24 protein-coding genes are annotated in these 23,658 nt (G+C 72.1%); 11 read left to right on the forward strand and 13 right to left on the reverse strand.

Annotated features, from left to right (window positions below):
- Positions 1–122 precede the first annotated feature (122 nt).
- Positions 123–926, reverse strand: a complete 804-nt coding sequence (locus ACQP2Y_RS29620) for a hypothetical protein (RefSeq protein WP_433732429.1) — start codon at positions 924–926, stop codon at positions 123–125.
- A 45-nt stretch (positions 927–971) separates the two neighbouring features.
- Between ACQP2Y_RS29620 and ACQP2Y_RS29625 the strand changes: the two genes are divergently transcribed.
- The 3 genes from ACQP2Y_RS29625 to ACQP2Y_RS29635 all read left to right on the forward strand — a co-directional run bounded on the left by ACQP2Y_RS29625 (position 972) and on the right by ACQP2Y_RS29635 (position 5,771).
- Positions 972–2,540, forward strand: a complete 1,569-nt coding sequence (locus tag ACQP2Y_RS29625; RefSeq protein WP_433732116.1) for a response regulator — start codon at positions 972–974, stop codon at positions 2,538–2,540.
- 67 nt (positions 2,541–2,607) lie between these two features.
- On the forward strand, positions 2,608–3,690 hold the full coding sequence (gene cheB / locus ACQP2Y_RS29630; protein WP_433718381.1) for a chemotaxis-specific protein-glutamate methyltransferase CheB: 1,083 nt from the start codon (positions 2,608–2,610) through the stop codon (positions 3,688–3,690).
- Complete coding sequence (locus ACQP2Y_RS29635) at positions 3,687–5,771, forward strand: response regulator (RefSeq protein ID WP_433718383.1); 2,085 nt, start codon at positions 3,687–3,689, stop codon at positions 5,769–5,771. Before cheB ends, ACQP2Y_RS29635 begins: the two co-directional genes overlap by 4 nt.
- 2 nt (positions 5,772–5,773) lie before the next feature.
- Here ACQP2Y_RS29635 and ACQP2Y_RS29640 read toward each other — a convergent pair whose 3' ends face one another.
- Both ACQP2Y_RS29640 and ACQP2Y_RS29645 read right to left on the reverse strand, forming a co-directional pair.
- Positions 5,774–6,424, reverse strand: a complete 651-nt coding sequence (locus ACQP2Y_RS29640; protein ID WP_433718386.1) for a GNAT family N-acetyltransferase — start codon at positions 6,422–6,424, stop codon at positions 5,774–5,776.
- Between the two features lie 326 nt (positions 6,425–6,750).
- The gene (locus ACQP2Y_RS29645) at positions 6,751–7,242 is read right to left on the reverse strand and encodes an AAA family ATPase (RefSeq protein WP_433718388.1); all 492 of its coding nucleotides are present in this window, start codon (positions 7,240–7,242) and stop codon (positions 6,751–6,753) included.
- 54 nt (positions 7,243–7,296) lie between these two features.
- Here ACQP2Y_RS29645 and ACQP2Y_RS29650 point away from each other — a divergent pair, with 54 nt between their 5' ends.
- Positions 7,297–8,043, forward strand: coding sequence for a TetR family transcriptional regulator (locus ACQP2Y_RS29650; protein ID WP_433718389.1), 747 nt, complete (start codon positions 7,297–7,299; stop codon positions 8,041–8,043).
- Positions 8,040–8,339, forward strand: coding sequence for an antibiotic biosynthesis monooxygenase family protein (locus ACQP2Y_RS29655; protein WP_360820131.1), 300 nt, complete (start codon positions 8,040–8,042; stop codon positions 8,337–8,339). Before ACQP2Y_RS29650 ends, ACQP2Y_RS29655 begins: the two co-directional genes overlap by 4 nt.
- On the opposite strand, the gene ACQP2Y_RS29660 is transcribed toward ACQP2Y_RS29655, so the two are convergent.
- From ACQP2Y_RS29660 to ACQP2Y_RS29670, 3 genes are all read right to left on the reverse strand, one after another.
- Complete coding sequence (locus ACQP2Y_RS29660; protein WP_433718390.1) at positions 8,324–9,325, reverse strand: alpha/beta hydrolase; 1,002 nt, start codon at positions 9,323–9,325, stop codon at positions 8,324–8,326. The two genes, ACQP2Y_RS29655 and ACQP2Y_RS29660, sit on opposite strands and share 16 nt — an antisense overlap.
- Positions 9,326–9,619: 294 nt before the next feature.
- Entirely contained in the window at positions 9,620–12,181 is a 2,562-nt protein-coding gene (locus tag ACQP2Y_RS29665; RefSeq protein ID WP_433718391.1) for an ABC transporter permease, read from the reverse strand.
- Positions 12,178–12,966 carry an ABC transporter ATP-binding protein gene (locus ACQP2Y_RS29670; protein WP_433718392.1) on the reverse strand — a complete coding sequence of 263 codons (789 nt, stop codon included), beginning with the start codon at positions 12,964–12,966 and terminating at the stop codon, positions 12,178–12,180. Before ACQP2Y_RS29670 ends, ACQP2Y_RS29665 begins: the two co-directional genes overlap by 4 nt.
- 149 nt (positions 12,967–13,115) lie before the next feature.
- Between ACQP2Y_RS29670 and ACQP2Y_RS29675 the strand changes: the two genes are divergently transcribed.
- Positions 13,116–14,291 (forward strand): sensor histidine kinase, encoded by a 1,176-nt coding sequence (locus tag ACQP2Y_RS29675; protein ID WP_433718393.1) that lies wholly within the window; start codon positions 13,116–13,118, stop codon positions 14,289–14,291.
- Entirely contained in the window at positions 14,288–14,926 is a 639-nt protein-coding gene (locus ACQP2Y_RS29680; RefSeq protein ID WP_212989301.1) for a response regulator, read from the forward strand. The genes ACQP2Y_RS29675 and ACQP2Y_RS29680 overlap by 4 nt, the downstream gene beginning before the upstream one ends.
- A gap of 2 nt (positions 14,927–14,928) precedes the next feature.
- On the opposite strand, the gene ACQP2Y_RS29685 is transcribed toward ACQP2Y_RS29680, so the two are convergent.
- The 5 genes from ACQP2Y_RS29685 to ACQP2Y_RS29705 form a co-directional block, all read right to left on the reverse strand.
- Positions 14,929–15,465 (reverse strand): GNAT family N-acetyltransferase, encoded by a 537-nt coding sequence (locus tag ACQP2Y_RS29685; RefSeq protein ID WP_433718394.1) that lies wholly within the window; start codon positions 15,463–15,465, stop codon positions 14,929–14,931.
- 25 nt (positions 15,466–15,490) lie between these two features.
- On the reverse strand, positions 15,491–15,979 hold the full coding sequence (locus tag ACQP2Y_RS29690; protein WP_360816019.1) for a MarR family winged helix-turn-helix transcriptional regulator: 489 nt from the start codon (positions 15,977–15,979) through the stop codon (positions 15,491–15,493).
- 47 nt (positions 15,980–16,026) lie between these two features.
- Positions 16,027–16,569, reverse strand: coding sequence for a DUF305 domain-containing protein (locus ACQP2Y_RS29695; protein ID WP_433718395.1), 543 nt, complete (start codon positions 16,567–16,569; stop codon positions 16,027–16,029).
- Positions 16,570–16,640: 71 nt separating this feature from the next.
- Positions 16,641–17,387, reverse strand: coding sequence for a lytic polysaccharide monooxygenase (locus tag ACQP2Y_RS29700; protein ID WP_360543672.1), 747 nt, complete (start codon positions 17,385–17,387; stop codon positions 16,641–16,643).
- 220 nt (positions 17,388–17,607) lie between these two features.
- On the reverse strand, positions 17,608–18,561 hold the full coding sequence (locus tag ACQP2Y_RS29705; RefSeq protein WP_433718396.1) for a hypothetical protein: 954 nt from the start codon (positions 18,559–18,561) through the stop codon (positions 17,608–17,610).
- A 114-nt stretch (positions 18,562–18,675) separates the two neighbouring features.
- Here ACQP2Y_RS29705 and ACQP2Y_RS29710 point away from each other — a divergent pair, with 114 nt between their 5' ends.
- The 4 genes from ACQP2Y_RS29710 (at position 18,676) to ACQP2Y_RS29725 (ending at position 21,722) form a co-directional block, all read left to right on the forward strand.
- Positions 18,676–19,935, forward strand: a complete 1,260-nt coding sequence (locus ACQP2Y_RS29710) for a sensor domain-containing phosphodiesterase (protein ID WP_433718397.1) — start codon at positions 18,676–18,678, stop codon at positions 19,933–19,935.
- Positions 19,936–20,018: 83 nt separating this feature from the next.
- Positions 20,019–20,852 (forward strand): polysaccharide deacetylase family protein, encoded by an 834-nt coding sequence (locus ACQP2Y_RS29715; RefSeq protein WP_433718399.1) that lies wholly within the window; start codon positions 20,019–20,021, stop codon positions 20,850–20,852.
- A 76-nt stretch (positions 20,853–20,928) separates the two neighbouring features.
- A complete protein-coding gene (locus tag ACQP2Y_RS29720) occupies positions 20,929–21,114 on the forward strand; it encodes a hypothetical protein (RefSeq protein WP_433718400.1) in 186 nt (61 codons plus the stop codon).
- Complete coding sequence (locus ACQP2Y_RS29725) at positions 21,111–21,722, forward strand: hypothetical protein (protein ID WP_433718402.1); 612 nt, start codon at positions 21,111–21,113, stop codon at positions 21,720–21,722. Before ACQP2Y_RS29720 ends, ACQP2Y_RS29725 begins: the two co-directional genes overlap by 4 nt.
- Before the next feature lie 21 nt (positions 21,723–21,743).
- Here the strand turns inward: ACQP2Y_RS29725 and ACQP2Y_RS29730 are convergent, their stop codons facing one another.
- Complete coding sequence (locus tag ACQP2Y_RS29730) at positions 21,744–23,114, reverse strand: MFS transporter (protein WP_433718404.1); 1,371 nt, start codon at positions 23,112–23,114, stop codon at positions 21,744–21,746.
- Entirely contained in the window at positions 23,111–23,590 is a 480-nt protein-coding gene (locus ACQP2Y_RS29735; protein ID WP_433718405.1) for a cupin domain-containing protein, read from the reverse strand. The genes ACQP2Y_RS29730 and ACQP2Y_RS29735 overlap by 4 nt, the downstream gene beginning before the upstream one ends.
- Between the last annotated feature and the right edge of the window lie 68 nt (positions 23,591–23,658).

Raw genomic sequence — 23,658 nt, forward strand, 5'->3', positions numbered from 1 at the left:
CTGGCGATCGGGGTGCGGGACCTGGGCGAGCCGCGGAGCAGGAGGTGGAGCTGCGGAGGAAGGCTGGTGGCCACGGTCCGCAGGATCGCCAGCCGGCGTCCGCCGGGACAGCCGGGACAGCGTCAGAGCTGACGGCGGCAGGCACCCAGCAGGCCGAAGGCGGACCAATGAGCGGGAGCGGACGACAGCTCAGCGGACCAGGGCAAGCCAGCGGACCAGGGCAAGCCAGCGGACCAGGGCAAGCCAGCGGACCAGGGCAAGCCAGCGGACCAGGGCAAGCCAGCGGACGGCAGATCAGTCAATCCGATTCCGGCGCCGGACAACAGAAGGATGAGTCCCGGACAGGCAAGACGCGGCTGCACGAGAGTGAACCAGGAAGCCTCGGCGCGCAACAAGATGACGGCGATCCAGGACGCCCGATCGGGGGCCGAGCTGACGGCACGGCGGCCATCAGCGGGCACCAGGCCGAAGAGGCTGTCGGAGCGCTCGGCGGGTCGCAACACGACGACGAACGTCGGATCCAGGAACCGGATGTCCATGATGGACACCATCAACAGAGCAACCAGCCGCAAGGCGCCGCACCGCAGGCCGACAGCGGCCAAGAAGATGTCGACAGGTCTGAGACCGAGAGGCGCCAGGCGGCCTATCCGTCCGCGGCCGGCAGCAGAGGCGAGATCAACACAGCTGCGGCGTCCGTATCTCAGCCAGCTCCGGTCAACGGGCCGGACGATCACCGGCCGAAAGCAGGCGGCGGCACCACCCTCTCCGAAGAGGGTCGGTCCGCGGCAGGCGTTCCTGGCGGTGCCGAAGCAACGGCGAAGAGCGAGGAAGCCGCCAAGACCCCCTCGCATCCCGATGCCGCGCCCGCCGCGCGCGGTGCGACGGCCGATGTCGATGAGCTCCTCGATGCCGTCGGTGAGGCCCACGCTCGCTTCGCTCCGTTGCGTACCGGGGGGCATGCTCTTGATCAGTTGACCCGTTCCGCGGAGGCCCTCGCCGACCAGCTCCGCGTCGGACGCACCGCGGCGCATACCGATGCGGCCCGGGTTGTCGCCGCCCGTCTCGCCGCGGACCTCGGTGCGCTCGGCAGGCGGATCACCGACACCGTCGAGCAGGTCGAGCGGGAGCTGGACGAGGTGCGGGGCCGGGCCGAGCGGCTGCGGCTGGTGTCCGCCTCGAGCATCTTCACCGGCCTGCACCGCGCGGTTCGCGACGCTGCTGACGCCCAGGGCAAGCGGGTGCGGTTCGAGGGCCGGGGCGGCGACCTGCGACTGGATCCGCAGGTGTTGACGCTGGCCAACAACGCTTTGCTGCACGTCGTTCGCAACTCGGTCGCGCACGGCATCGAGCCTGACGCGGACCGCCTGGCGGCCGGCAAGCCCGTCGAGGGCCGGGTGGTCGTGGAGGTCGAGCGCCGCGGACGGTACGTGGCTTTCCGGTGCACGGACGACGGCCGGGGCTTCGACCTCGCTGCGGTCCGGCGCACCGCGGAGGCCCGAGGACTGCTGATGCCCGGTGGGACGCCGCCTGACGAGCAGACGCTGGTCGAGTTGGTTCTGCGCGGCGGTATCAGCACTTCCCCGACGGTGACCGAGGTCGCCGGCCGGGGCATCGGGCTCGATGTCGCCCGGGACGTCGCCGACCAGCTCGGGGGCGATGTATCCGTGCGGACCGAGGCCGGCCGGGGCGCCGCTGTGGAGCTGGTGCTGCCGCTTGCGCTGATGTCGATGCACGGGCTGATTCTCGAGGCGGCCGGGACCATCGCCACTGTGCCGCTCGACTGCGTACGCACGTGCGTACGGTTGCTGCCGGAGCAGGCCACGGCCGCGGCCGTCACCGGAAAGATGGCGCACGACGGGGAGGCCGTGCCGTTCCTTCCGCTGGCTCGGGCGCTGTACGCAGGCACGACAGTCCCAGAGGGCGGCGGGCCGACCGTCGCCGTCATCGTGGGCACCGACGACCAGGCCGTGGCCGTCGGCGTCGACCGGCTCGCGGGCACCTCCACGCTGGTCGTGCGGCCGCTACCCGACCTTGCCCCCGCGGCATCGGTCATCGGCGGCGTGTCGATGGATCTCGATGGCAATCCGCGGCTCGTGCTGGACGCCCAGGGACTCATTGCGGAGACCTACCGGCTCGGCGCGGGCGGCACCGCGCCGGCCGAGCCACCCCGGCGCCTGCCGATTCTTGTCGTCGACGACTCGCTCACCACCCGGATGCTCGAGCGCAGCATTCTCGAGTCGGCCGGGTACGAGGTCGACCTCGCCGCCTCCGGAGAGGAGGGCCTGGACATGGCCCGGTCGCGCCGTTACGGGCTCTACCTCACCGACATCGACATGCCGGGCATCGACGGGTTCACCTTCGTCGCCGAGACGCGCGCTGATCCGGAGTTGTCCGAGGTGCCCGCGATCCTGGTCAGTTCCCGGGCCAGCGCCGAGGACCGGCAGCACGGCGCTGCCGTCGGGGCCAGCGCCTACGTGGTCAAGGGCGAGTTCAACCAGGAGGAGTTGCTCGCTCACATCCGCCGGTTGGTGCCAGCATGAGCGTGAACAGCCGACGCACCGGGAGCAGGGACATTCGTCGGCGGGCCATGCGAAAGGGGAACCACGCATGATCCGCGTTCTGGTGGTCGAGGATTCGGCGACCATGCGCCACGCCCTGCGCGAGGCGCTCGCGACTGATCCCGAACTGCAGGTGGTCGGCGAGGCACTCGATGGCGGACAGGCCGTCGAACTGGTCGGGCGGCTGCGGCCCGACGTGGTCACGATGGACATGATGCTCCCCACGATGAGCGGACTCGTCGCCACCGAGCACATCATGGCCGAGTTCCCCACGCCGATCCTGGTCGTCTCCTCCGCCGATCGGCAGGAGCTGTTCAGCACCTACAACGCGCTCGCCGCCGGCGCGGTGGACGTGCTTGAGAAGCCGCGCGGGGACGATTCCGACGCTGGGTGGGCGCGCCGGCTGTGCTCGACCGTACGGCTGGTGTCGCGGATCCGCGTCATCACGCACCCGCGGGCGCGCCTCGACGGTCGCAGCCGTACGACACCCGAGCCGGCCGTGCGCCCACCGGTCGCTACCCCACTGCTCACCGCCGATGAGCCGCGGATCAAAGTGGTCGCTCTCGGGGCCTCGACCGGTGGGCCCGGGGCGCTGACCGAGTTGCTTCGCGCGCTGCCGGCCGGTTTCGCGCCGCCGGTGCTGTGCGTGCAGCACATCGCGGCCAGTGAGCCGTTCGCCGTGGCTTTCTCCGACTGGCTCGCCGGGCAGACCGGGCGCAACGTCAGCTATGCCGTGGACGGGATGTCCATGCGGGTGCTCAACGGCCGGATCCTGCTGGCGCCGCCCGACCGTCATCTGCTGGTTCGCGATGGTCACTTACGGCTCAGTGAGGGACCGCCCCGGCATTCCTGCCGGCCGTCCGTCGACGTGCTCTTCGAGTCCGTTGCCGCCGAGTACGGCCCGACGGCAGCCGGGTGCCTGCTCACCGGTATGGGCCGGGACGGTGCCCTGGGTCTTCTGCAGATGCGCGCGCGGGGCGGGCACACGTTCGCCCAGGACGAGGGGAGCTGTGTCGTCTACGGCATGCCGCGGGAGGCGGCGCTGCTCGGCGCGGCCGGGTTCATCATGCCGCCCTCGCGGATAGCCGGGCGCCTCGGCGAGCTGTCGTCCGACGTGGGGGTGCGGCGATGAGCCATCCGACCCACGAGGCGGTCGGCCGGCTCGCCCAGCCGTCCACGTCCGCAACCACCGTTCATCAGGCCGATCGCGGCACAGAAGGGCGCCGCGACACCGGCATCGGGCCGCCGGTGGACAAGCACACGGTGCTGATCGTCGATGACAGTCTCACCGTACGGATGGATCTGCACGAGGCTTTTGAAGCCGACGGCTTCCGGTCGATTCTCTGCGCCAACGGCGCCGAGGCGCGGGCGGCGTTCGCCGGTGCTCATTTTGATGTCGCGGTGCTCGATGTGTTGCTGCCCGATGCCGACGGGGTCGAGCTGCTGCGGGAGTTGCGGGCCCATCCCGGCCGGAAAGGCACGGTCACCGTGCTGCTCTCCAGCGAGGCGGAGGTCGCCGATCGGCTGCACGGGCTGCGGACCGGGGCTGACGAGTACGTCGGCAAGCCTTACGACGCCGGTTATGTCGTGGCGCGGGCGCGGCAGTTGCTCGGCGACGACCCGTTCCGCATCGACGACCGCACCACGGTGCTGGTCATCGACGACAGCATCACCTTCCGGGAGAAGCTGCGGGAGCTGCTGGAGCCTGAGGGGTACGCCGTCATCACGGCCAACTCCGGCGAGGAGGGCCTGCGCACGGCGGCCGACCGCAGGCCGCAGGCCGTCATCGTGGACGGGGTCATGCCGGGCATCGACGGCGCGACCGTCATCCGGCGGCTGCGGCTCGATCCGGCACTACGGGACATTCCGTGTTTGTTGATGACCGCCTCAGACGACTACGCGACCGAGGTGCAGATGCTGGAGGCGGGCGCCGACGCGTTCGTCCGCAAGCAGCAGGACCTCGCCGTCGTGCTCGCCAAGCTCGCCGCCGTGCTGCGGACCAGCGCCGAGCAGCTGCCCATCGAGGTCACCGGGAGCCTGCACGGGCCGGGCAAGGTCCTCACCGTGACGTCGGACCGGCAGCGGCTGCTCGCGCTGGGCGATGCCCTGCGGGATGACGGGTACGACGTCGTGCCCGCCGGCACCGCCGACGACGCCCTGGATCTGCTGGCGGCGCAACCGGTCGACTGCATCGTGCTGAGTCTCGACGGCGCCGGTGCCGACGCCCGGGAGATCTGCCGCCGGATCAAGGAGGTTCCGCAGATCGGCGACACCCCGGTCATCATGATCGGGGATCACGACGACGCCATGCTGGACTGCCTGGCCGCTGGGGCCGACGACTACGTGCGCGCCGCCGACGGGCCGGAGACGCTGCGGGCCCACGTACGCGGGCAGATCCGCCGCAAGCAGTCCCTCGACGAGAGCCGGCGCATCCGCGAGGAGCTGATGCGCCGCGAGCTTGACGCGGCCGGTGAACGGGCGGCGCGGCAGCTCGCGGAGACCCGGGCGGCGCTGGTCGAGGAGCTGGAGTGGCGCAACCGCGAGCTGGAGGCGTTCAGCGGGTCGGTCTCGCACGACCTGCGCGGCCCGTTGCAGGTGATCAGCAGCTTCGCGGAGACCATCCTGGACGAGGACGACGAGCCGCTCAGCGATCAGATCCGGCACCGGGTGGAACGCATCCACGCGGCGGCCGGGCGGATGGCGGATCTGGTGGAGTCGCTGCTGATCCTGGCCCGGGCCAGCCGCGGCGAGCTACGCCGGGAACGCTTCGACCTGACCGCGACGGCCTGGCAGGTGATCGGCGAGGTCACGGCGCGGGAACCAGGCCGGGAGATCCGGTTCACGGTCGCCGACGACATGACCGCCGACGGTGACGAGGGGCTGGTCCGGGTCATCCTGGAAAATCTGATCAACAACGCCTGCAAGTTCACCCGGCGGGTGACCGACCCCTTGATCGAGGTCGGCTGGAGCGGGCCGGGTGAGAGCCCGAGGTACCACATCCGTGACAACGGGGCGGGCTTCCCATCCGGGAAGGCGATCGAGCTGTTCCGGCCGTTCGCCCGGCTGCACAACGCGGCCGACTTCCCGGGCACCGGCATCGGCCTGACAACTGTGCACCGGGCCGTGGAACGCCACGGCGGCGAGATTCACGCCGAGGGCGAGGACGGGCGGGGCGCGACTTTCTGGTTCACTCTCCCACCGGCGCACCGATGAGGTCAGCGCAGCCCGAACCACGGCAGGCACGGCGTGAGACCATCGACGGTCACCTCGGGCCGGGCGCCAGGGTGGGCCGCCGCGGCCCGCCAGGCGTCCACGGTGAGCCGGAGGTTCCGTAGCTCACCCACCTCGCCTCCGGGGACGACGATCAGGCCGACCCCGTTCTCGGCGTAGCCGATGCGGCGCGACACCCCGAGCGACGCCGCGTTGCCAGCCACGGCTGACGACACCGCCGCGACCGCGCCCAGGTGGTCGAAGGCGAGGCTGAGCACTGCCGTCCGCATCGCCACCCCGAGCCCACGCCCGCGCACGCCCGGCACCAGCCAGGACGCTGAATCCACGGTCCGCAGCACCGGGAAATTCTCGGCCTCCAGGGTCTGCACCCCGACGAGCTCGTTCCGGTACGTGACCGCGAAGTGCAACACCCACGCCGAGGGTGACCACGTGCCGAGCGACTTCCAGTAGCCCTGGTAGAAGAGCCGGCGCTGGTTCGCTTCGGCGCTCAGGCCTGGGAAGAGTTCGAGGCGTGGGTCCTGCTCGAAGTCGGCGGGAAGGATCGCGGCCAGTGTCGGAAGGTCTACCTCGCGGACCGGCCGCAAGGAGACCTCGCGGCAGGTCAGCCGCAGCTCGGCAAGTGGCCAGTCACTCACGCCGACCCAACTCCCCTCGTCAGGCGACCAGTCGCCCCTATTGCCAGGATCCCGGCCGAGCCCGGCCTCCCGGCCATGGGCCTCCGGGCCGAGCATGGGCTTCCAGCCCGGCCATCACGTGGTCCGGCCTCGCAGCGAGCCCGGGCAGGCAAGCCAGGCGAGGACGCGTTCAGGCTAGTGGGCGCCGACGTCGACCCGTCCTACCGCCCGCCGGAGCGGCAACGGATGGGACCGCGCCTCCTTCGAGTACGTGACGCGGGTGGTGTGGGACGCGACCGGGTTGCACAGCCGACACACCCCGCAACGACCCGTGGCCGCTGCGTCCGTCACGGCGTGAGTCCGGTGTGGCGGGCCACATCGGCCTGGCACTCGCTCAACGGCCGGGTCGTGTCGACAATCAGCCGCTCGTCGGTGCGCGGCTCATAGGCGTCCACCGTCAGCGGGACGAGCAGGTCCGGCTCGCGCTCGGCGATCCGGTCGAGCCGGGCCGCGTCCGGGCACGACGTCTCGATCACGACGTGCCGGGCCTGCACCGACCGGGCCAGGTCACGCCAGCCGAGGCGGGCCGCGTCCACCGGGTTCACCGCGTCCGCGATCACCGTGAGCCCGCGCCGGAGGTGGCTCGCCGCCACGTCGTGGGCGACCGAGTACGCCGCCACCCCGGTCTGGCCCGCTGTCAGCCCGTTGCGTCGCATCGCGCCCTCGATCTCGTCGATGCGCAGCCACACCGCGCCGCTGCGGTCCGCGAGATGAGCGGCCAGTGTGGACTTGCCGGTGCCCGGGAGCCCGCCGAACTCGATCAAATTTCCATTCGTCATACAGCGTGTATAGTGACTCGCTATACACGGCGTCAAGCGTTTGGGGGATCGACGATGCGGCGAGCCGACGCCACCGCAGCGACCCGGCAGGCGGTCATCGCCGCTGCCCGCGAGCTGCTTGCCACCGTGCCGTGGCGGGAGTTCACCCTCGAAGCCGTCGCTACTCGGGCCGGGGTCACCCGGGTCACCGTCTACAACCAGGTGCGCAACAAGGCCGGGCTGCTCGACGCGGTGCTCACCGAGCTGACCAGCCGGGCCGGCATGGATCAGCTGCTGACGGCGTCACGAGAGCTGGGCCCCGACGAGGCGCTGGCCTTCGTCGTGGAGCAGACCTGTCGCTTCTGGCACGGCGAGCGCGCGGTGCTGCGGCCACTCTTCGGGCTGGCCGCGGTCGACGCCGGCATCGCGGCGCATCTGGCCGGGCGCGAGGATCGGCGGCGCGAGCAGTTCCGGCGGTTGCTGCCCGGGCAGGGCGAGGCGGTGCTGCCCGGGCAGGGCGAGGCGGTGCTGCCCGGGCAGGGCGAGGCGGTGCTGCCCGGGCAGGGCGAGGCGGTGCTGCCCGGGCAGGGCGAGGCGGTGCTGCCCGGGCAGGGCGAGGCGGTGCTGCCCGGGCAGGGCGAGGCGGTGCTGCCCGGGCAGGGCGAGGCCGTGCTGGCCGGGCAGGGCGAGGCGGTGCTGGCCGGGGTGGTGGCGGCGACGTCGTTCCCGGCGTACGACGCGCTCGGGGTGGTGGGTGACGATCCGGCGCTGGCCGCGGGGCTGGTCCTGCGGATGGTGCACGGCCTAGTGTCGAACGGGTGATCGCACGCATGTGGCGTGGCTGGGTCGCCACCGACCGGGCCGCCGAATACGTCGCCTACATCGAGGAGACCGGCATGGCCGCCTACCGCGGCACGCCGGGCAACGTCGACGCGCAGATGTGGACCCGGGATCTGGGTGACGGCCGCACCGAGGTCGTCACGCTGAGCTGGTGGGAGTCGATCGAGGTGATCCAGGGCTTCGCGGGCTCGGACATCTCCCGGGCCGTCTTCTATCCCGAGGACGACGAGTTCCTGATCGGCCGCGAGGACACGGTCGCGCACTACACGGTGACGTAGGGCCTGGTCTGGAGGATGCGCTTCAGCCATCCGACCCGCGCGGCCCGGGCCTCACCGGAGATCTGCGCCTCCGGGACCAGGTGGTCGAACGCGTGGAATCCGCCTGCCCACACGTGCAGGTCGGCCCGCCCTCCTGCCGCCCAGATCCGTTGGGTGAAGGTCACGTCCTCGTCCAGGAAGATGTCGGCCGTGCCCACGTCGATGAAGGCCGGGGGCAGACCGGACAGGTCGGTGGCGCGCGCCGGCGCGGCGTAGGGCGGGACATCCGGGCCGCCACGGGCGGCCCCGAGCAGGGCGGTCCATCCGGTCCGGTTCGAGACCGAGCTCCACGTGTCGTACGGGCGCACCGGCGCGTCCACCCTCCGGTCGTCCAGCATCGGGCACATCAGCAGCAGCCCAGCCAGATCCGCACCGCCGCGGTCGCGGTGCAGCAGCGCTGTCCCGGCTGCCAGTCCACCGCCGGCACTGGTGCCGGCCAGCACCACCCGGCCGTCGATGCCCAGCTCGTCCAGGTGCGCCAGGGTCCAGGTGAGCGCGGCGTGACAATCCTCGACGCCGGCCGGGTACGGGTGCTCGGGCGCCAGCCGATACGCGACCGAGACGACCACGACGCCGACCTGCTCGACCCACTCCAGGACCCCGGGCAGGTCACTCCGCTCGTCTCCGGCGATCATCCCGCCGCCGTGCAGGTAGACGACCCCGGGCAGCGGCCCCTCCATCCCGGCGGGCCGGGCGATCAGCACACTGGTCTCCCCCGCTTGCCGGGTCTCCAGCGTGATCCGGCCGTCCCGCGACAACAACTCGTCGGTGGGCCGCAGCTCGGCGCCGAGCGCCCGCCGGGCCGGCAACACGTCGAGGGTCAACGGCCGCGGAGTCGCCGCCATGATCGTCGGCAGCGGCTCGCGCAGCTCGGGATCCACCGCCGCGAGATCCGCGTGATCAAGTGGCACGGTCTCGGCGGGAAGGTCTGCGGGCTGATCGGTCACTCCGGAAATCTATCCGCCGGGTACGACAAGAACGAGGCCACGAACGCCCGAAGTCGCCGCGGACATCGGCCGGTAAGACCGGCCGACGCAGCGGGCGCGAAGGGGGCGAAGAGGGGCAGTAGCGGAGAGCGGCGATAGCGGAGAGCGGCGGTAGTGAACAGCGGCGCAGTCGAAACGGCACAACAGACCGGAACAGCAGGCGAAAAGGCCGGCATAAAAGGCCAGGAAGCACCCGGAACAAGGGCCACCCCCGGCGTCAACAAACCGCCGAGGGCGACCCCCGATCCCGCCCAATCAGCCGTCAGTAGCCAGCGCAGCAACCGGACTGACCCGCGAAGCCCGCCGAGCCGGCAACACCCCAGCCACCGCCGTGAACAGCACCAGCGTCACGAACACCGCCGCCAACTGCCACACCGGCAAGGCCAGCGGCGCATTCACCCCCAGCGCCTTGATCGACAGCCACGCGTACGGCACCCCCAGGACCAGGCCGATCGTCGCGCCGATCACGCCGTAGAGACTTGATTCCGCGGTCAGCATCGCTCGCAGCCCGCCGCGGGACAGGCCGACCGCCCGCAACAGGCCCGATTCGCGGACCCGTTCCACCACCGACAGCGCCGTTGTTGTGCCCACGCCGACCACTGCGATCAGCACCGTCAGCCCGACCAGGCCGATTGCCACGGCCAGGACGCCGTTCAGGATCAGGTTGAACTGGTCCCGCTGGTCGGCCAGGACCGTGACGCCCAGGCCCGTGCGGCCCTGGACCAGCTGCTGCATGGCCTTCTGTCCGGCGGTACGCCCGTCCTCGCCCGACTTTGCCGCGTCCGCCAGCAGCCCGGAGTAGGTCGCCGGCGCTCCGAGCTTGCTCAGGTCGTTCGGGTCCAGCAGCAGGGACGACTGCAGCGGCCCGGTGTCCGGCAGGACCGCCGCGACCGTGACCTGGAGCTTCTTCTTGCCGCTGGTCAGCGTTGTGGTGTCGCCGACCGCCAGCCCGGACAGGTCCGTGGCGAAGCCCGAGATCGCCACCGCGCCGGGTTTGATGCCGGCCAGCGTGCCGGCCGACACGTCGATGTTCTTCATGGTCGGCAGCGCGTCCATGTCGAGGTCGGTGGCCTGCAGCTGCGACTCGTCGCCGCCGATCGTGACCGTGTCGAGGCGCCGGTACGGCGTCACGTGGGCCAGGTCGGGGCTGGCTTTCGCCTGGTCGACCAGGGCGGCCGGGACCCGCTCGTCGGCGTTGGCGGCGAGTTCGTAGTCGGCGGGTACGGCCGAGGCCATCTCGCGGTCGGCGAGCACCCGGACCGAGGCTCCGGTCACCACGACGCCGGCGATCAGGGTGACGCCGAGCGCCACCACGACCGACACCGCTGCGGCTCGCCGGGGCGCTCCGCCGACTCCTCCCACCGCGAGCCGGCCTACGGCGCCGAGCCGGCGCAGCGGCCAGCCCACCGTGGCCAGTACCGGGCGGACCAGGACCGGGCCCAGCGCCATCAGGGCGAAGAAGGCCAGCGCTCCGGAGATGACCACCGTCAGCAGCATCGGTGCGGGCGTGTAGTTCTTCGCGTCGCGGTCCGGCAGGTTGACGATCACGTACGCGGCCGCGCCGGCCGCCATCAGCGTGAGCAGCAGCCCGAACGCCCACCGCAGCTTGCCGATGTCGCGCCGGCCGCCGGTGGTGCTCGCCGAGCGCAGCGCCTCCAGCGGGGCGACCTTCGCGGCCGAGAACGCCGGGGCCAGCACGGCCAGCACGGTGATCAGCACGGACAGCAGGATCACCCCGGCCGCGGGCAGCACCGGGACACCTGGCGAGGACACCGCGACGTCGAAGGCGCGCAGCACCGGTGGCAGGACGTGGCCGACGGCCAGGGCCCCCAGCACGCCGACCAGGCCGGCGACGAATCCGGTCAGGGCACCTTCGGCGGCCAGTGCCCGGCTGATCGAGCTGCGTCCGGCGCCGACCGCCCGCAGCAGCGCCAGCTGGCGCATCCGCTGGGCGAACACGATGCGGAACGTGGAGGTGGCGACCAGCCCGGCGGCGACCACGGCGATGGCCACGAACATCCCGACGACGGCGAACAGCTCGTTGAGTTCGGAGGCCGCGCGGTTCGCCTCGTCGGTGCGCACGTCCGCGCCGGCCCGGATCAGCGCGCGTTCGGCGCCCTCGGGCGGGGCCGGCATGCTCTGCACGATCCGGTCGAGCTCCGCGCGGACGGCGGTGGCGTCGGCTCCCGGGGCCAGGCGCAGGTCCACCTTGAACAGGGTGGTGTCGGGGCTCAGCGCCAGGATGGTGGCCGTCGGGGCGTACGCGGTGAAGCCGTAGTCGTCGCGGGCGTCGGCCAGACCGGTGACCGTGAGCCGCACGGGCTTTCCGGGCTTGCCGTCGTCGTCCCAGCTGGTGATCAGTGAGACCGTGCTGCCCACGGGCAGGCCCATCCGGTCCGCCGTGCGCGGGGTCACCGCGATCTCGCCCGGTGCGGACGGGTACCGGCCCTGGGTGACGTGGGCGACGGCCAGCGGGCCGCTGCCCGGGTCGGCCGTGATGTTCAGGTAGTCGCTGCCGGTCTGGCCGCCGAACTCCGTCCGGCCGGCCGCCTCGGCGACGCCGGGCACCGCCTGGAGCCGGGCCAGGTCGGCGCGGGTGATGGCCGGTATGTTGCCGGTGTCCGATTCCCCGCCGACGACGAGGTCGACGGCGGCGGGCGTGCCGCTGAGGCCGTCGAGCATGGTGCGCTCGGTGATCTGCTGGGCCAGCACGGTGGCGTAGACCACGAAGGACGCCACGAGCATGGCCAGGCCGGTGAGCAGCAGCCGGGCCGGGCGCCGGGAGACGCCGGCCAGCTGGGTACGGAGCACGTTCATCGGTAGGTCCCCAGGTGCTGCAGGGCGTCAGCGATCGACGCGCGGTCGGGCCGGTCCAGCTCGCCGGCCACCTTGCCGTCGGCCAGCAGCACGACCCGGTCGGCGTACGCGGCGGCGCCCGGATCGTGGGTGACCATGACGATGGTCTGGCCGAGTTCGCGCACGGAGTTGCGCAGGAACGACAGCACCTCGGCGCCGGAGCGGGAGTCCAGGTTGCCGGTCGGCTCGTCGGCGAAGACGACCTCGGGGCGCGAGACCAGCGCCCGGGCCAGCGCGACCCGCTGCTGCTGGCCGCCGGAGAGCTCGCTGGGCCGGTGGGTGAGCCGCCCGTTGAGGCCCAGAACGTCGGCGAGGTGGGCGAACAGCCCGGACTCGGCCCGCCGGCCGGCCAGGTCCAGCGGCAGGGTGATGTTCTGCTCGGCGGTGAGCTGCGGGAGCAGGTTGAACGACTGGAAGACGAAGCCGATCCGCTCGCGGCGGACCCGGGTGAGGACCTTGTCGCTGAGCACGGTCAGGTCGGTGCCGCCCAGCAGCGCCCGGCCCGAGGTGGCCGTGTCGAGCCCGGCCAGGCAGTGCATCAGCGTGGACTTGCCCGAGCCGGACGGTCCCATGATGGCGGTGAACTGGGCGCGGGGGAAGCCGACCGTCACGCCGTCGAGGGCACGGACGGCGGTCTCCCCGCTGCCGTACACCTTGACCAGGTCCACGGCGGCGACGGCGGTCATGCCGTCGTCGGGGCCGGCCATCGATGTCGTCGGCGCCGCGGCCGGGGACTGCGTTCTCATCAGGGATCCTCCAGTAGTCGGTGAAGCTGGGAGCAGCCTGATGGTCGGGTGGCACTGCGCACATCAGCCCGCAGCGGGGATCGGCGGCCGCGGCGGATCTGTCTTTCGGCCGATGGAGGCGCGTTGAGCAGCGGTTACGCTGGGTCACGATGTTGACGCGACCGAACTTGATCCGCCGGGGCGCCCAGCTCGCCACCCTGTTGCTGATGGCGATGCTCGGGCTGATCGACCTGGCCTCCGGCGTGTCCGCGGGCGGGCCGGTCCTGGGCCTCGCCCTGTTCATCGGCGCGCTGTCGACGGCCGCCGTCTGGCTGCCCGCCCACCGGCAGGGTTCGGCCCGGCTGCCCAAGGCGGCCATGCTGCTGGCGGGGTTCTCCCTGGTGCTGACCATCGGGATCGGCGGTGCGTCGAGCGGCGTCGGGGGCAGCTTCGGCCTGGCCGAGTCGGTCGGACTGCTCGCGGTCCTGTTCGTGGTGTGCCGCCGGGGCGACAGCCGGTGGGCGGTCGGTGCCGTGCTGCTGCTCGGCATGGCCATCGGGTTCATGCCGATGCGGGCCGGCACCGGCGACGACTACGTCATCGCCGGCCTGGCCCTGGGGCTGGTCGCGACCGCGGTGATCGCCCTGGCGGTCTACCTGCGCATCATCGAGTCGACCCGGGTACGCGCGATGGACTCGGTCCGCGCCGAGCAGCGCGCCGAGTTCGCCCGGGACCTGCACGACTTCATCGCCCACCACGTCACCGGCATCGTCGTGCAGGCGCAGGGCGCGCGGTTCATCGCCGAGCAGGACCCGAAGCGGGTGCTGCTGGCGCTGGAGCAGATCGAGGCGGCCGGCGCCGAGACGATGGCCTCGATGCGCCGGATGGTCGGGGTGCTGCGTGATCCGGACGCCCGGCCGGACGCGCCGCTCGCGCCGCTGGCCGGGGTGGACGAGCTGGCCCCGCTGCTGGAGCAGTTCAGCAACGCGGGTGAGGTGCTCGCCCGGTTGCACGTGGACGGCAGCACGGCGGGGCTCCCGGTGGAGGTGTCCACGTCGGCGTACCGGGTGGTGATGGAGGCGCTGACCAACATCCGGCGGCACGCCAAGGACGCCCGGGTCGCGGACGTGTGGGTGCGCCGTACCGCTGACTGGTTGCTCGTCCGGGTGGCGAACGACGGCGCGGCGCCGCGCGCCGCGATGCCGCGCGAGGCGCCGGGGTACGGTCTCGTGGGCCTGACCGAACGGGTCCGCGCGGTCGGCGGTCGCATCACCGCCGGGCCGGGCATCGACGGCGGCTGGGTCGTCGACGCCGCCCTGCCGCTCGACCAGGAGGTGACGCGGTGATCCGCGTGATGATCGCCGACGACCAGGCGATGGTACGGACCGGCTTCGGCATGATCATCGGTGCGCAGCCCGACATGGAGCTGATCGGCGAGGCCGCGGACGGCGTCGAGGCGGTGGCGATGGCCCGCAAGCTCAAGCCGGACGTGGCGCTCTTCGACATCCGGATGCCCCGGATGGACGGCCTGGAGGCCCTGCGGCTGCTGGCCGGGCCGGGCGTCGCGGATCCGATCAAGGTGGTCGTCGTGACGACCTTCGACCTCGACGAGTACGTGCACCAGGCGCTGCGCAACGGCGCGGCCGGCTTCCTGCTGAAGGACTCGGGACCGGCGCTGCTGGTGGAGGCGGTGCGCGCGGCGGTGTCCGGGGACGCGCTGATCAGCCCGTCGATCACCGTACGGCTGCTGGAGCATCTGTCCCCACCGGCCCCGACCGGCGACGACGGCGGCCTGTCCCCGCGCGAGCTCGACGTGGTCAAGCTGGCCGCCCGCGGGCTGACCAACGCGGAGATCGCGACGCAGCTGTTCATCTCGGTCGGCACCGTCAAGACGCACCTGGGCAGCGTGCAGACCAAGCTCGGGGCCCGCAACCGGGTGGAGATCGCCGCCTGGGCCTGGGAACGCCGCCTGGTCGGCTGAGGTCAGGTGGCGCGCGGGAGGGTGATCCAGTAGCGGCGCAGCCGGCCGATCTCGGTGTCGCGGATGTCCTCCAGCTCACCGCCGTTGCGCTCGATCGTGCGGCGGGAACCCTCGTTGGCCACGTTGCAAGTGACCAGGACGCGTGGCAGGCCGAGCTTGGCCGCGTACGGCCGGACCTCGCCCAGCGCGAACGATGCCAGGCCGCGGCGGCGCGCAGACGGCCGTACGCCGTAACCGATGTGCCCGCCGGCCCGCAGCAGGAAGTCGTTGAGCTCGTGGCGCAGCGCGATCGCGCCGAGCACCTCGTCGTCCTCGACGATCCACCAGTACGTGCAGTGGACCAGGCCCTCCGGAACCGGCACGGCCGGGTCGGCCTCGCGCAGCAGCCGGCGCACCCAGGCGGCGAACCCGTCCGGACTGTCCACGTCGTCCCCGGGCCGCAGGCCCGCACCGTCCTGGTGCACGCCGCGACCCCAGTCGTCGCGCGAGCGCAGCCAGGATTCGTGCAGCCGGGCGGTGGGAGCGATGAGGTCGGCCATGCCGCGACATTATCGGGCCGGTTGATCAGCCGGGAAAGGCATTCCGGGCGTCGCCCGGCTCCAGTCGCTCGAGCAGGCGCCGGGCCATGGCGCCGAGCTGGTCGAGCTCCTCCGGGGACAACGCGTCCAGCACCAGTGTGCGGACGGCTTCGACGTGTCCCGGCGCGCTGGCCAGCACCTTTTCCCAGCCGGCGTCGGTGAGCACCGCGTTGGTGTAGCGGCCGTCCGACGGGCAGGCCTTGCGCTCGATCCAGCCGCGGGCCTCCAGGCGCTTGACCACGTGCGAGAGCCGGGACAGTGAGCCGTTGGCCAGCGCGGCCAGGGCGCTCATCCGGCGGGTCCGCTCGGGGGCCTCGGAGAGGTTGGCCAGCACGAGGTATTCGAAGTGGCTCAGGCCCGAGTCGCGTTGCATCTGGGCGTCCAGGGCGGCGGGGAGCTTCAGCAGCAGGCCACCCACGGGCAGCCAGGCCCGCAGCTCGTCGGGGCTGAGCCAGCGTGGCGGTTCGGCGGTCACCAGCCCATCCTACTGCTGGTTTGAAGCTTCAATCAGGGCCGGACGGCTCATGCGGCCAGGGCGAGCATGGCCTGGATCTGCGACTGCCGCTGGGTGGTCATCGTCTCGGCGAGGGCCTTGGCGGGCGGGTACTGCCCACCGGTCACCTCCATCCGGGTCACCTCGACACAGTTGTGCAGGTGGCCCAGGAGCAGGCTGACCGCCGTACGGTCGAAGTCGGCGCCGCGGGCGGCCTCGAGCTCGGCGATGTCGGCGGGCCGCAGCGAATGCAGGTCGCCGTGCCCGGCGTGGGCGCCGGCGGCCGGGTCGGCCGACGGCGGCTGCTGCCAGCCGGTCAGCCAGCGGCCCATGGTGGCCGCCTCGCTCTGCCACTGCCCGCCCAGCTCGTTGATCAGCGTGCGCACCTCGGGGTTGGTGGCCCGCGGCCCGGCCAGCGCGACGACCTGCTCACCCTGGCGGATGTAGTCGAGGCTCATCTGCAGGAACATCACGTCGGTGCTGTTGTACGCCGGCGGTGGCGGCTGCGCCGGTTCGGCGGCACAGCCGGCCAGCGTGATCAGCATCAGCAGGGCGGTGGCCAGACGACGCACGGTGACACCTCCTCCGGTGCCGGACGGACGGGTCCACGCCGGTGGCCGTGGACCCGTCCGCGGGGCGTGGATCAGATGCGGGACCAGAGAGCCGGTACGTTCGGCGGCTCCCAGCCGGCCAGCGCGGTGTGCGCCTGCCGGCAGCTGTACGAGGCCCCGCCGTAGGTGACGACGTTGCCGGGCGAGTACGCGGTGCCGGCCCGCCAGGTGCCACCGGCCGGCGGCTGGGTCGTCGGCGGCGGCGTCGTGGGCTGGGTGGGCGGCGTGGTCGGCGGCGGCGTGGTGGGCGGCGGGTTGCCGCCACCGCCACCGATGTTGACGTCCACACAGGAGTAGAACGCGTTGACCGTGTCGGCGATGTTCCACCGGGCCAGCACGGTCTGCCGGCCGGTGAAGCCGCCCATGCTGACGGTGTGCGACTTGGTGGCGCCGGGCTGCGCGCCGCCGTCGTTGAAGGAGGCCAGCCGGGTGCCGCCGATGAAGTACTCCCACGTGCTGGTGGAGTGCCGGGCGGTGAGCACCCAGTTGAACGTCACGGACGAGCCGACGCTCGCGGCCGGCCAGTTGCGGCTGTTGTCGTTGAGGACGGCGAAGCGGCTGCCACCGCCGTTGCACTGCGTCGAGCCCTTGGGCGCCTCGACGCTCTGCGGCTCGTAGATGATGTCACCGCAGTTGGCCACCGCGCCGCGGGCGCAGTTGGCCTGCCGGCTGGGCGGTGAGGAGATGTAGCCGTGCGCCGAGGCCGGCGCGACGGCGACGAACAGTGAGGCGCCGACCGTGGCGACGGTCAGCAGCGGCAGAGTGGTTCTTCTTCTCATGAAGCGCTCCTCTTCATGGGGGCGGCAGGCCGGAGTTTGGGGGAACCCGGCCTGCCGCGGGCACGCCGGTACCGCGCCGGAGAACCCGGTCGGTATCGACGATGCCCGATGGATGGAAGCTCCGTCGGCGATACGCTCAACGTAAGTTAAAGCTTGTTAACAGTAAAGAGAGCCAACGAAGTTTTTCGATACCATCGGTAAAGGGAGCGCTCTCTGAGCGTCAGCCGGCGCGCGCGATGCAGATCCGGGCCTGCAGACGCGGCCCGGCCTCATAGAACATGTACGGCGTCCCGCCGTCGGTGCCGAACGACGGCGCGGCGGCGCGGCCGTTGTCGGAGGCGATCGGGCTGTAGAAGACACCCAGGTGGTTCTCCCGGTCGAAGGCGTTGCCGACCTCGGTGATCCGCATCTTCCCGTCGTTGCCGTGGTACGCCACGTACGTCGTGTTGTTGCGCTTGACCAGGGCCGGCGCGGCGATGTCGGTGAGGCCGTCGCCCTCCGGGTTGACCAGCGGGGTGGGACTGAACTGCCACTGGTCCCAGCCGTTGGGTGACCAGCCGTAGAAGATCCGCCGCCCGCTCTTCACGCCCATGAACACCATGACGTACTTGTTGCCGCGTCCGGGCAGAGTGTGCTCGAAGACCCGGGCGTACGAGGTCTCCGAGGTGCCCGGCACCAGCCGCGTGCTCAGGATCGGCGTCTCGTCCCGGAAATTGATGCCGTCCGCGGAACGGGCCACCCGGGTAGTTGTGTTCTCGCCGTGGAAGTAGCAGAAGAACTGCCGGGTGGCGGCGTCCCAGATGACGTGCGGAGACGACACATGACTGACCGTCGTACTGGGCAGGACATTGTCGATCAACGGGTTGGCGGAGTATTCGGTGAACGGGCCGGCGAGCGAGTTCGCGTACGCGACACAGATGCCGCCCGGCTTCTCGTGCGGCGCGTAGTAGAGGTAGTACCGGGCCCGCGCGCCGCTGATCTTGTCGTAGACGCCGCGGATGCAGGGGAAGATGAACTCCCCGGTCGGGTTGTAGTTCAGCGGCATGGTGAGCGCGTCGCGGAGGTAGGTGTAGGTCGGCATGCCGGCGGGCAGGGCGGCCCGGGCCGCGGCGGGGGCGACGGCGGTGCCCGCCAGTCCGGCAGCGGCACCTTTCAACAGGGTGCGTCGATTCATGTCCGTGACGCTAAGCGGCCATCGGCTGCTAATAGAACCACTGATAGTAAGGTAATTCGTATTAACATCGATCCAACTCCTCAGACATCCGCCCGGGCCGCCGATGTCGAAGACGTGCGGAACATTCACAACGTCATCGACGGCCGCGCCGTGACCTCCGCCTTCCAGCCGCTGGTGGACATCGCCACGCGGCGCGTGCTCGGCTACGAGGCGCTCAGCCGGGGCCCGGCCGGCAGCCCCTGGGAGTCGCCGGTGACGCTGTTCGCCGCGGCCCGCGCCGCCGGACGCGACAACGAGCTCGACTGGGTGTGCCGGGCGTCGGCGTACCGGGCCGCGCTGGACGCCGGCCTGGAGCAGACCCTGTTCGTCAACATGGAGCCGACGGCCTGGCACACACCCTGCCCCGACGATCTGGCCCCCATCGTGGCCCGGGCGCAGAGCCGGCTGCGCGTGGTCACCGAGATGACCGAGCGGGCGATCGCGGCGGACCCGGCCGGGCTGCTGTCGGCGACGGCGAGCTGCCGGGCGGCGGGCTGGGGCGTGGCCCTGGACGACGTGGGCGCCGACCCGATGTCGCTGGCGCTGATGCCGTTCGTGCATCCGGACGTCGTCAAGCTGGACATGAGCCTGCTGCACGCCCCGCAGGATCCGCACACCTCGCACGTGGTGGCCGCCGTCGCGGCGTACGCCGAGGCCAGCGGGGCCACCATCCTCGCCGAGGGGGTGGAGACGGCGGAGCACGAGGCGATCGCCCGCACGATGGGCGCGACCGTCGGCCAGGGCTGGCTGTACGGGCGCCCCGGTCCCCTGCCGCCCGTCCCCGCGCCGCCGGGTGCCCACCTGCCGTTGCTGCGGCCGGCGATGGGCGGTCCGACGGGCGGGACGCCGTTCGAGATCGTCGCCGCCCAGCGCCCCACCGTGGTCACGACCAAGTCGACGCTGATGCCGATCAGCAAGCACCTGGAGGCCCTGGCCCGCGACAGCCACCAGCCGCCCGTGCTGCTCGCCTGCTTCCAGGAGGCTCGGCACTTCACCCGCGCGACCGCCCGCCGGTACGCCGCGATCGCCGAGCGCAGCCCGATGGTCGCGGCGCTGGGCACCGGCCTGAGCGACGAACCGGCACCCGGCGTCCGCGGCGCCCACTTCACCGCCGGAGACGCACTGCGCGGCGAGTGGAACGTGCTGGTCGTGGGCCCGCACCAGGCGGCGGCGCTGGTCGCTCGCGACCTCGGTGACACCGGGCCCGAGGCGGAACGGCGGTTCGTGTTCGCCACGACGTACGACCGGGCGCTGGTGATCGCGGCGGCCCGCTCGCTGCTGCACCTGCTGGCCCCGACCGACCCGGGCCGGATCCCCCACCTGCTGAGCGTCTGACCAGCCAGGATGCCGTGTCCGCGACGCCCGGGTCACCGTGTGCGGTTGCGGGCGTTCTCTAGCTTGCCCATGTGATCTTGCCGATGTCCCGACGAGCCCTCGCCACCGCTGTCGTCTGCCTGCTGGGGTTGCCCCTGGCTGCCTGCTCGGCCGGCTCAGGCGCGCCGGAGGTGCTGCCCTCGGCCTCGCCGCCGGCCGAACACCTGATCACAGCGCCGGCGACACCGACGACGCCGACAAGCCGGCCCGCGGCGCCGACCGGGGGCAAGGGCTGGACCTCCGCCGACATACCCGTCTTTCCACCGGCGCCGCCGCCCGTGCCGATCACCCTTCCGGCGTCGGGCAGTGTGCCGTACCTGTCGCGGGTCCCGACGCAGCAGCCGGTCGCCTTCATCACCATCGACGACGGCTACCTGAAGGTGCCGGAGGCGCCGGCGTTGCTGGCGGCCGCCGGCATCCCGGTCACGCTGTTCCTGACCACCGACGCCATCCACGACGACGAGGCGTACTTCGCGCGCCTGCAGGAGCACGGCGCGGTCATCGAGGCGCACACGATCACCCACACCGAGCTGCGCGGCAAGTCGTACGCGTTCCAGCACCGGGAGATCTGCGGCTCGGCGGACCGGCTGGGTCACCGCTACCAACGCCGGCCCGTGCTGTTCCGGCCGCCGTTCGGCACCAAGGACGCCACCACACTGCGAGCGGCGCGCGACTGCGGGATCAAGGCCGCGTTCATGTGGAAGGAGACGGTCCACAAGGGCAAGGTGCGCTACCAGGAGGGTCACCGGGTCCAGCCGGGCGACGTCATCCTGATGCACTTCCGGCCGGCCTTCGTACGGGATTTCCTGGCCGCGCTGCGCGCGATCCACAAGGCCGGACTGACGCCGGCCCTCCTGGAGGATTACCTCCCAGGCTGAACACGAGCGGATCAACGACTCAACGCGCAGGAAACTTGCCCGACGCGCGCATAGTGATCACGAGGAGATGGTCGCTATGAGGTCCGGTGTGATCCGTCTGCCCAGAGGCCGGCGGTGGCTGCGACAGCACGTGACGGTGGTGGCCGAGCCGGGCAGCCGTACGGCGGTGGTGACCGCGCGGACCACCGCTCCGGAGATCGCCATCTCCGTGCGCCGGCACCCCGCGGCGGGCCGGACGACGATCGAGGCGGCGGGATCGTGACCGGCCACCTGCGCGACTTCCTCGGCGCCGACGACGCGACGCTGACCCGTCAGCTCACCGAGGGCGGTCCGGTGGAGGCCGCGGTCGATGCGATCCCCGGCCGCCTGTCCGGCCCGGCCCGGGCAGCGCTCGGTGCGGAGCTCTCCGCGGCGGCCGGCGGCCTGCTCGAGGAGGACCTCGGCTCGATCCTGCTCTCCGGGCTGATGGGCTACCACTGCCTGGTCGACGCCGCGCGGGAGACCGCCGCCGACGCCGACGTCACCCGGCTGGTCACGCTGGACGACCACCTGGTCCGGGTCACCTACGACCCGCACCTCGACGTGCTCGTCGACCAGGAAACCGTGTACGAGCTACGGCTGTGCCTGTCCGTGACGTTCACCGTGCAGGGCCTGGCGGCCACCGTACGGGCCGGCCGTCTGGCGCACGTGCGGGTGGCGCGCTGCTCGGCCGACGTCCGGCTGTCGTGGGAGGAGCACACCCTGCTGGAGCACAGCGACCTCGTCGACGCTCCCCTGGTGATCCGGCTCGGCGCCGGGATACCGGTGTCCCAGGCCATCGTGCCCGCACAGGCGCGCGGCACCGCCCGCGTCGCCCAGCGCCGCGCCTGAACCCGGCCGAGCGGGTCATGCTCAGCAAGGTCGCATGAGGATCGGTGGCCGGGACTCGGCGGCCGCCGGTCGCAGGACCCACGCGACCAGCATCGTGAGCACGATCCCGGCCGCGACCGTCAGGACCGCCGCGCGGATGCTGTGCTGGGCGACGAGGACCAGGACGGCCAGGCCGAGCGCGGCGCCGACCCCGGATCCGGTGGAGGCGAGCCCCGAGGCGATGCCCTGCTCCCGGTCGCTGACACCGGTGGCCACGGCGATGAACATGGCGGTGAAGACCACCCCGTCGCCGATGCTGAGTGCGACCAGTCCGGGCAGCAGTGCCGCGTACGAGCTGTCCCGCGTCATCGCCAGACCCAGCGCCGCGGCACCCGCCGCGCCCACCACCAGCGCCGCGACGAGGGTGCGGCGCAGGCCGAAGCGGGTCACCACCTGGCCGGCCACCGTGGAGCCGGTCACGACCACGGCGGTGGGCACCAGGAAGGCCAGGCCGGTGCGCAGGGAGTCGTAGCCGCGGACGTCCTGGAAGTAGATCGACAGGAAGTACAGCACCGAGCCGAAGGTCGCCGCGAACATCGCCGCGAGCCCGACCGCCGCGACGACGTTGCGACGCAGCAGCCCTGGCGGCACCAGCGGGTCGGCGGCCCGCCGCTCGATCACGACCAGCGCGGCGAGCAGCGCCAGCCCGGCCGACGCCGGGCCGAGCACGACCGGCGAGGCCCAGCCGGCCTCCGGCCCCTTCACCAGCGCGAACACCAGAAGCGTGATGCCGCCGGTGGCGCTGAGCGCGCCCAGCAGGTCGAACGACCGCCCCTCGGCGCGCCGGGCATCGGCCGGCAGCAGCGGGAACGCCAGCAGCAGCGCCGCGGCCGCCAGGGGTGCGTTGATCAGGAACACCGCCGGCCACCCGAACGCGCGCGTGAGGACACCGCCGAGCAGGACGCCGAGGACCAGGCCGGCCGCGCCCGCGCCGCCCCACACGCCGAGCGCGCGGTTGCGGGCCCGGCCCTCCGGGAAGGTGACGTTGACCAGGGCCAGCGTCGTCGGGAAGACCAACGCACCGCCCAGGCCCTGGACCGCGCGGGCGCTCAGCAGCATCTCCGGGCTGCGGGCCAGACCGCCGGCCAGGGCCGAGGCCGCGTACAGCGCGAGCCCGGTGACCAGGACCCGGCGCCGGCCGAGCAGGTCGGCGGCGCGGCCACCGAGCAGCAGGAAACCGCTGGACGCGACGGCGTAGGCGGTGACCACGGCCTGCAGGGTCTGAGCGGAGAAGCCCAGGTCACGCCGGATGTCCGGGAGCGCGACCACCACGATGTACTGGTCCAGCGAGACGATCAGCATGGCGAACGCCAGCAGCGCCAGGGCGGCCCGGCGACGCCCGGGGCCGGTCATCGCCCGGCCGGTTGCCGACGGGCCGCCCATACCGGGCTGTCCACGTAGTGGTTGTCGAAGCGGTCCTGCGTCTCGCCGACCTGCGACCAGGTCGCCTCGCCGCGGTGCACCTCGTCGAGCAGCCGGTAATAGTCGAACCGCGGCTTGCCGGGCGTGATGACCACGAGGAAGTCGGCGTCCTGGCCGTCGGCCGGGGCGAAAGCGTGCGGAGTGCCCGGCGGGACGAACAGGGCGTCGCCCTCGTGCAAGGTCTGCAGCTCCGTGCCGACGAGCACCTCGAGGGCGCCGCCGAGCACGAAGAACAGCTCGCCGGACAGCGTGTGCTGATGCGGCGGAGCGCCCTCGGTGCCGTGCTTGAGCAGCGTGCGGTTGCTGGTCAGGGCGCCGCCGGTGTGCTCGGGGTCGAGCAGCAGGGTGATCACGCTGGCCGGGTCGCTGTCGAGGACCTCTGCCTGGGCTGCGTGTACCAGTGTCATGGTCGTTCCCCGTTCCTGGATGTTGGAGGTCCAGGATAGGCACGAGATTCTGGACATGTAAAGTCCAG

Origin of the sequence: Actinoplanes sp. CA-051413 (genome assembly GCF_050955795.1) — a bacterium.
Lineage (GTDB): Bacteria > Actinomycetota > Actinomycetes > Mycobacteriales > Micromonosporaceae > Actinoplanes.

Bases quoted from the DNA above. Each gene is read 5' to 3' on its own strand.
- cheB (WP_433718381.1), top strand. From the start codon at position 2,608: ATGATCCGCGTTCTGGTGGTCGAGGATTCGGCGACCATGCGCCACGCC.
- ACQP2Y_RS29635 (WP_433718383.1), top strand. From the start codon at position 3,687: ATGAGCCATCCGACCCACGAGGCGGTCGGCCGGCTCGCCCAGCCGTCC.
- ACQP2Y_RS29645 (WP_433718388.1), bottom strand. From the start codon at position 7,242: ATGACGAATGGAAATTTGATCGAGTTCGGCGGGCTCCCGGGCACCGGC.
- ACQP2Y_RS29650 (WP_433718389.1), top strand. From the start codon at position 7,297: ATGCGGCGAGCCGACGCCACCGCAGCGACCCGGCAGGCGGTCATCGCC.
- ACQP2Y_RS29665 (WP_433718391.1), bottom strand. From the start codon at position 12,181: ATGAACGTGCTCCGTACCCAGCTGGCCGGCGTCTCCCGGCGCCCGGCC.
- ACQP2Y_RS29670 (WP_433718392.1), bottom strand. From the start codon at position 12,966: ATGAGAACGCAGTCCCCGGCCGCGGCGCCGACGACATCGATGGCCGGC.
- ACQP2Y_RS29675 (WP_433718393.1), top strand. From the start codon at position 13,116: ATGTTGACGCGACCGAACTTGATCCGCCGGGGCGCCCAGCTCGCCACC.
- ACQP2Y_RS29685 (WP_433718394.1), bottom strand. From the start codon at position 15,465: ATGGCCGACCTCATCGCTCCCACCGCCCGGCTGCACGAATCCTGGCTG.
- ACQP2Y_RS29700 (WP_360543672.1), bottom strand. From the start codon at position 17,387: ATGAGAAGAAGAACCACTCTGCCGCTGCTGACCGTCGCCACGGTCGGC.
- ACQP2Y_RS29705 (WP_433718396.1), bottom strand. From the start codon at position 18,561: ATGAATCGACGCACCCTGTTGAAAGGTGCCGCTGCCGGACTGGCGGGC.
- ACQP2Y_RS29715 (WP_433718399.1), top strand. From the start codon at position 20,019: ATGTCCCGACGAGCCCTCGCCACCGCTGTCGTCTGCCTGCTGGGGTTG.
- ACQP2Y_RS29720 (WP_433718400.1), top strand. From the start codon at position 20,929: ATGAGGTCCGGTGTGATCCGTCTGCCCAGAGGCCGGCGGTGGCTGCGA.
- ACQP2Y_RS29730 (WP_433718404.1), bottom strand. From the start codon at position 23,114: ATGACCGGCCCCGGGCGTCGCCGGGCCGCCCTGGCGCTGCTGGCGTTC.
- ACQP2Y_RS29735 (WP_433718405.1), bottom strand. From the start codon at position 23,590: ATGACACTGGTACACGCAGCCCAGGCAGAGGTCCTCGACAGCGACCCG.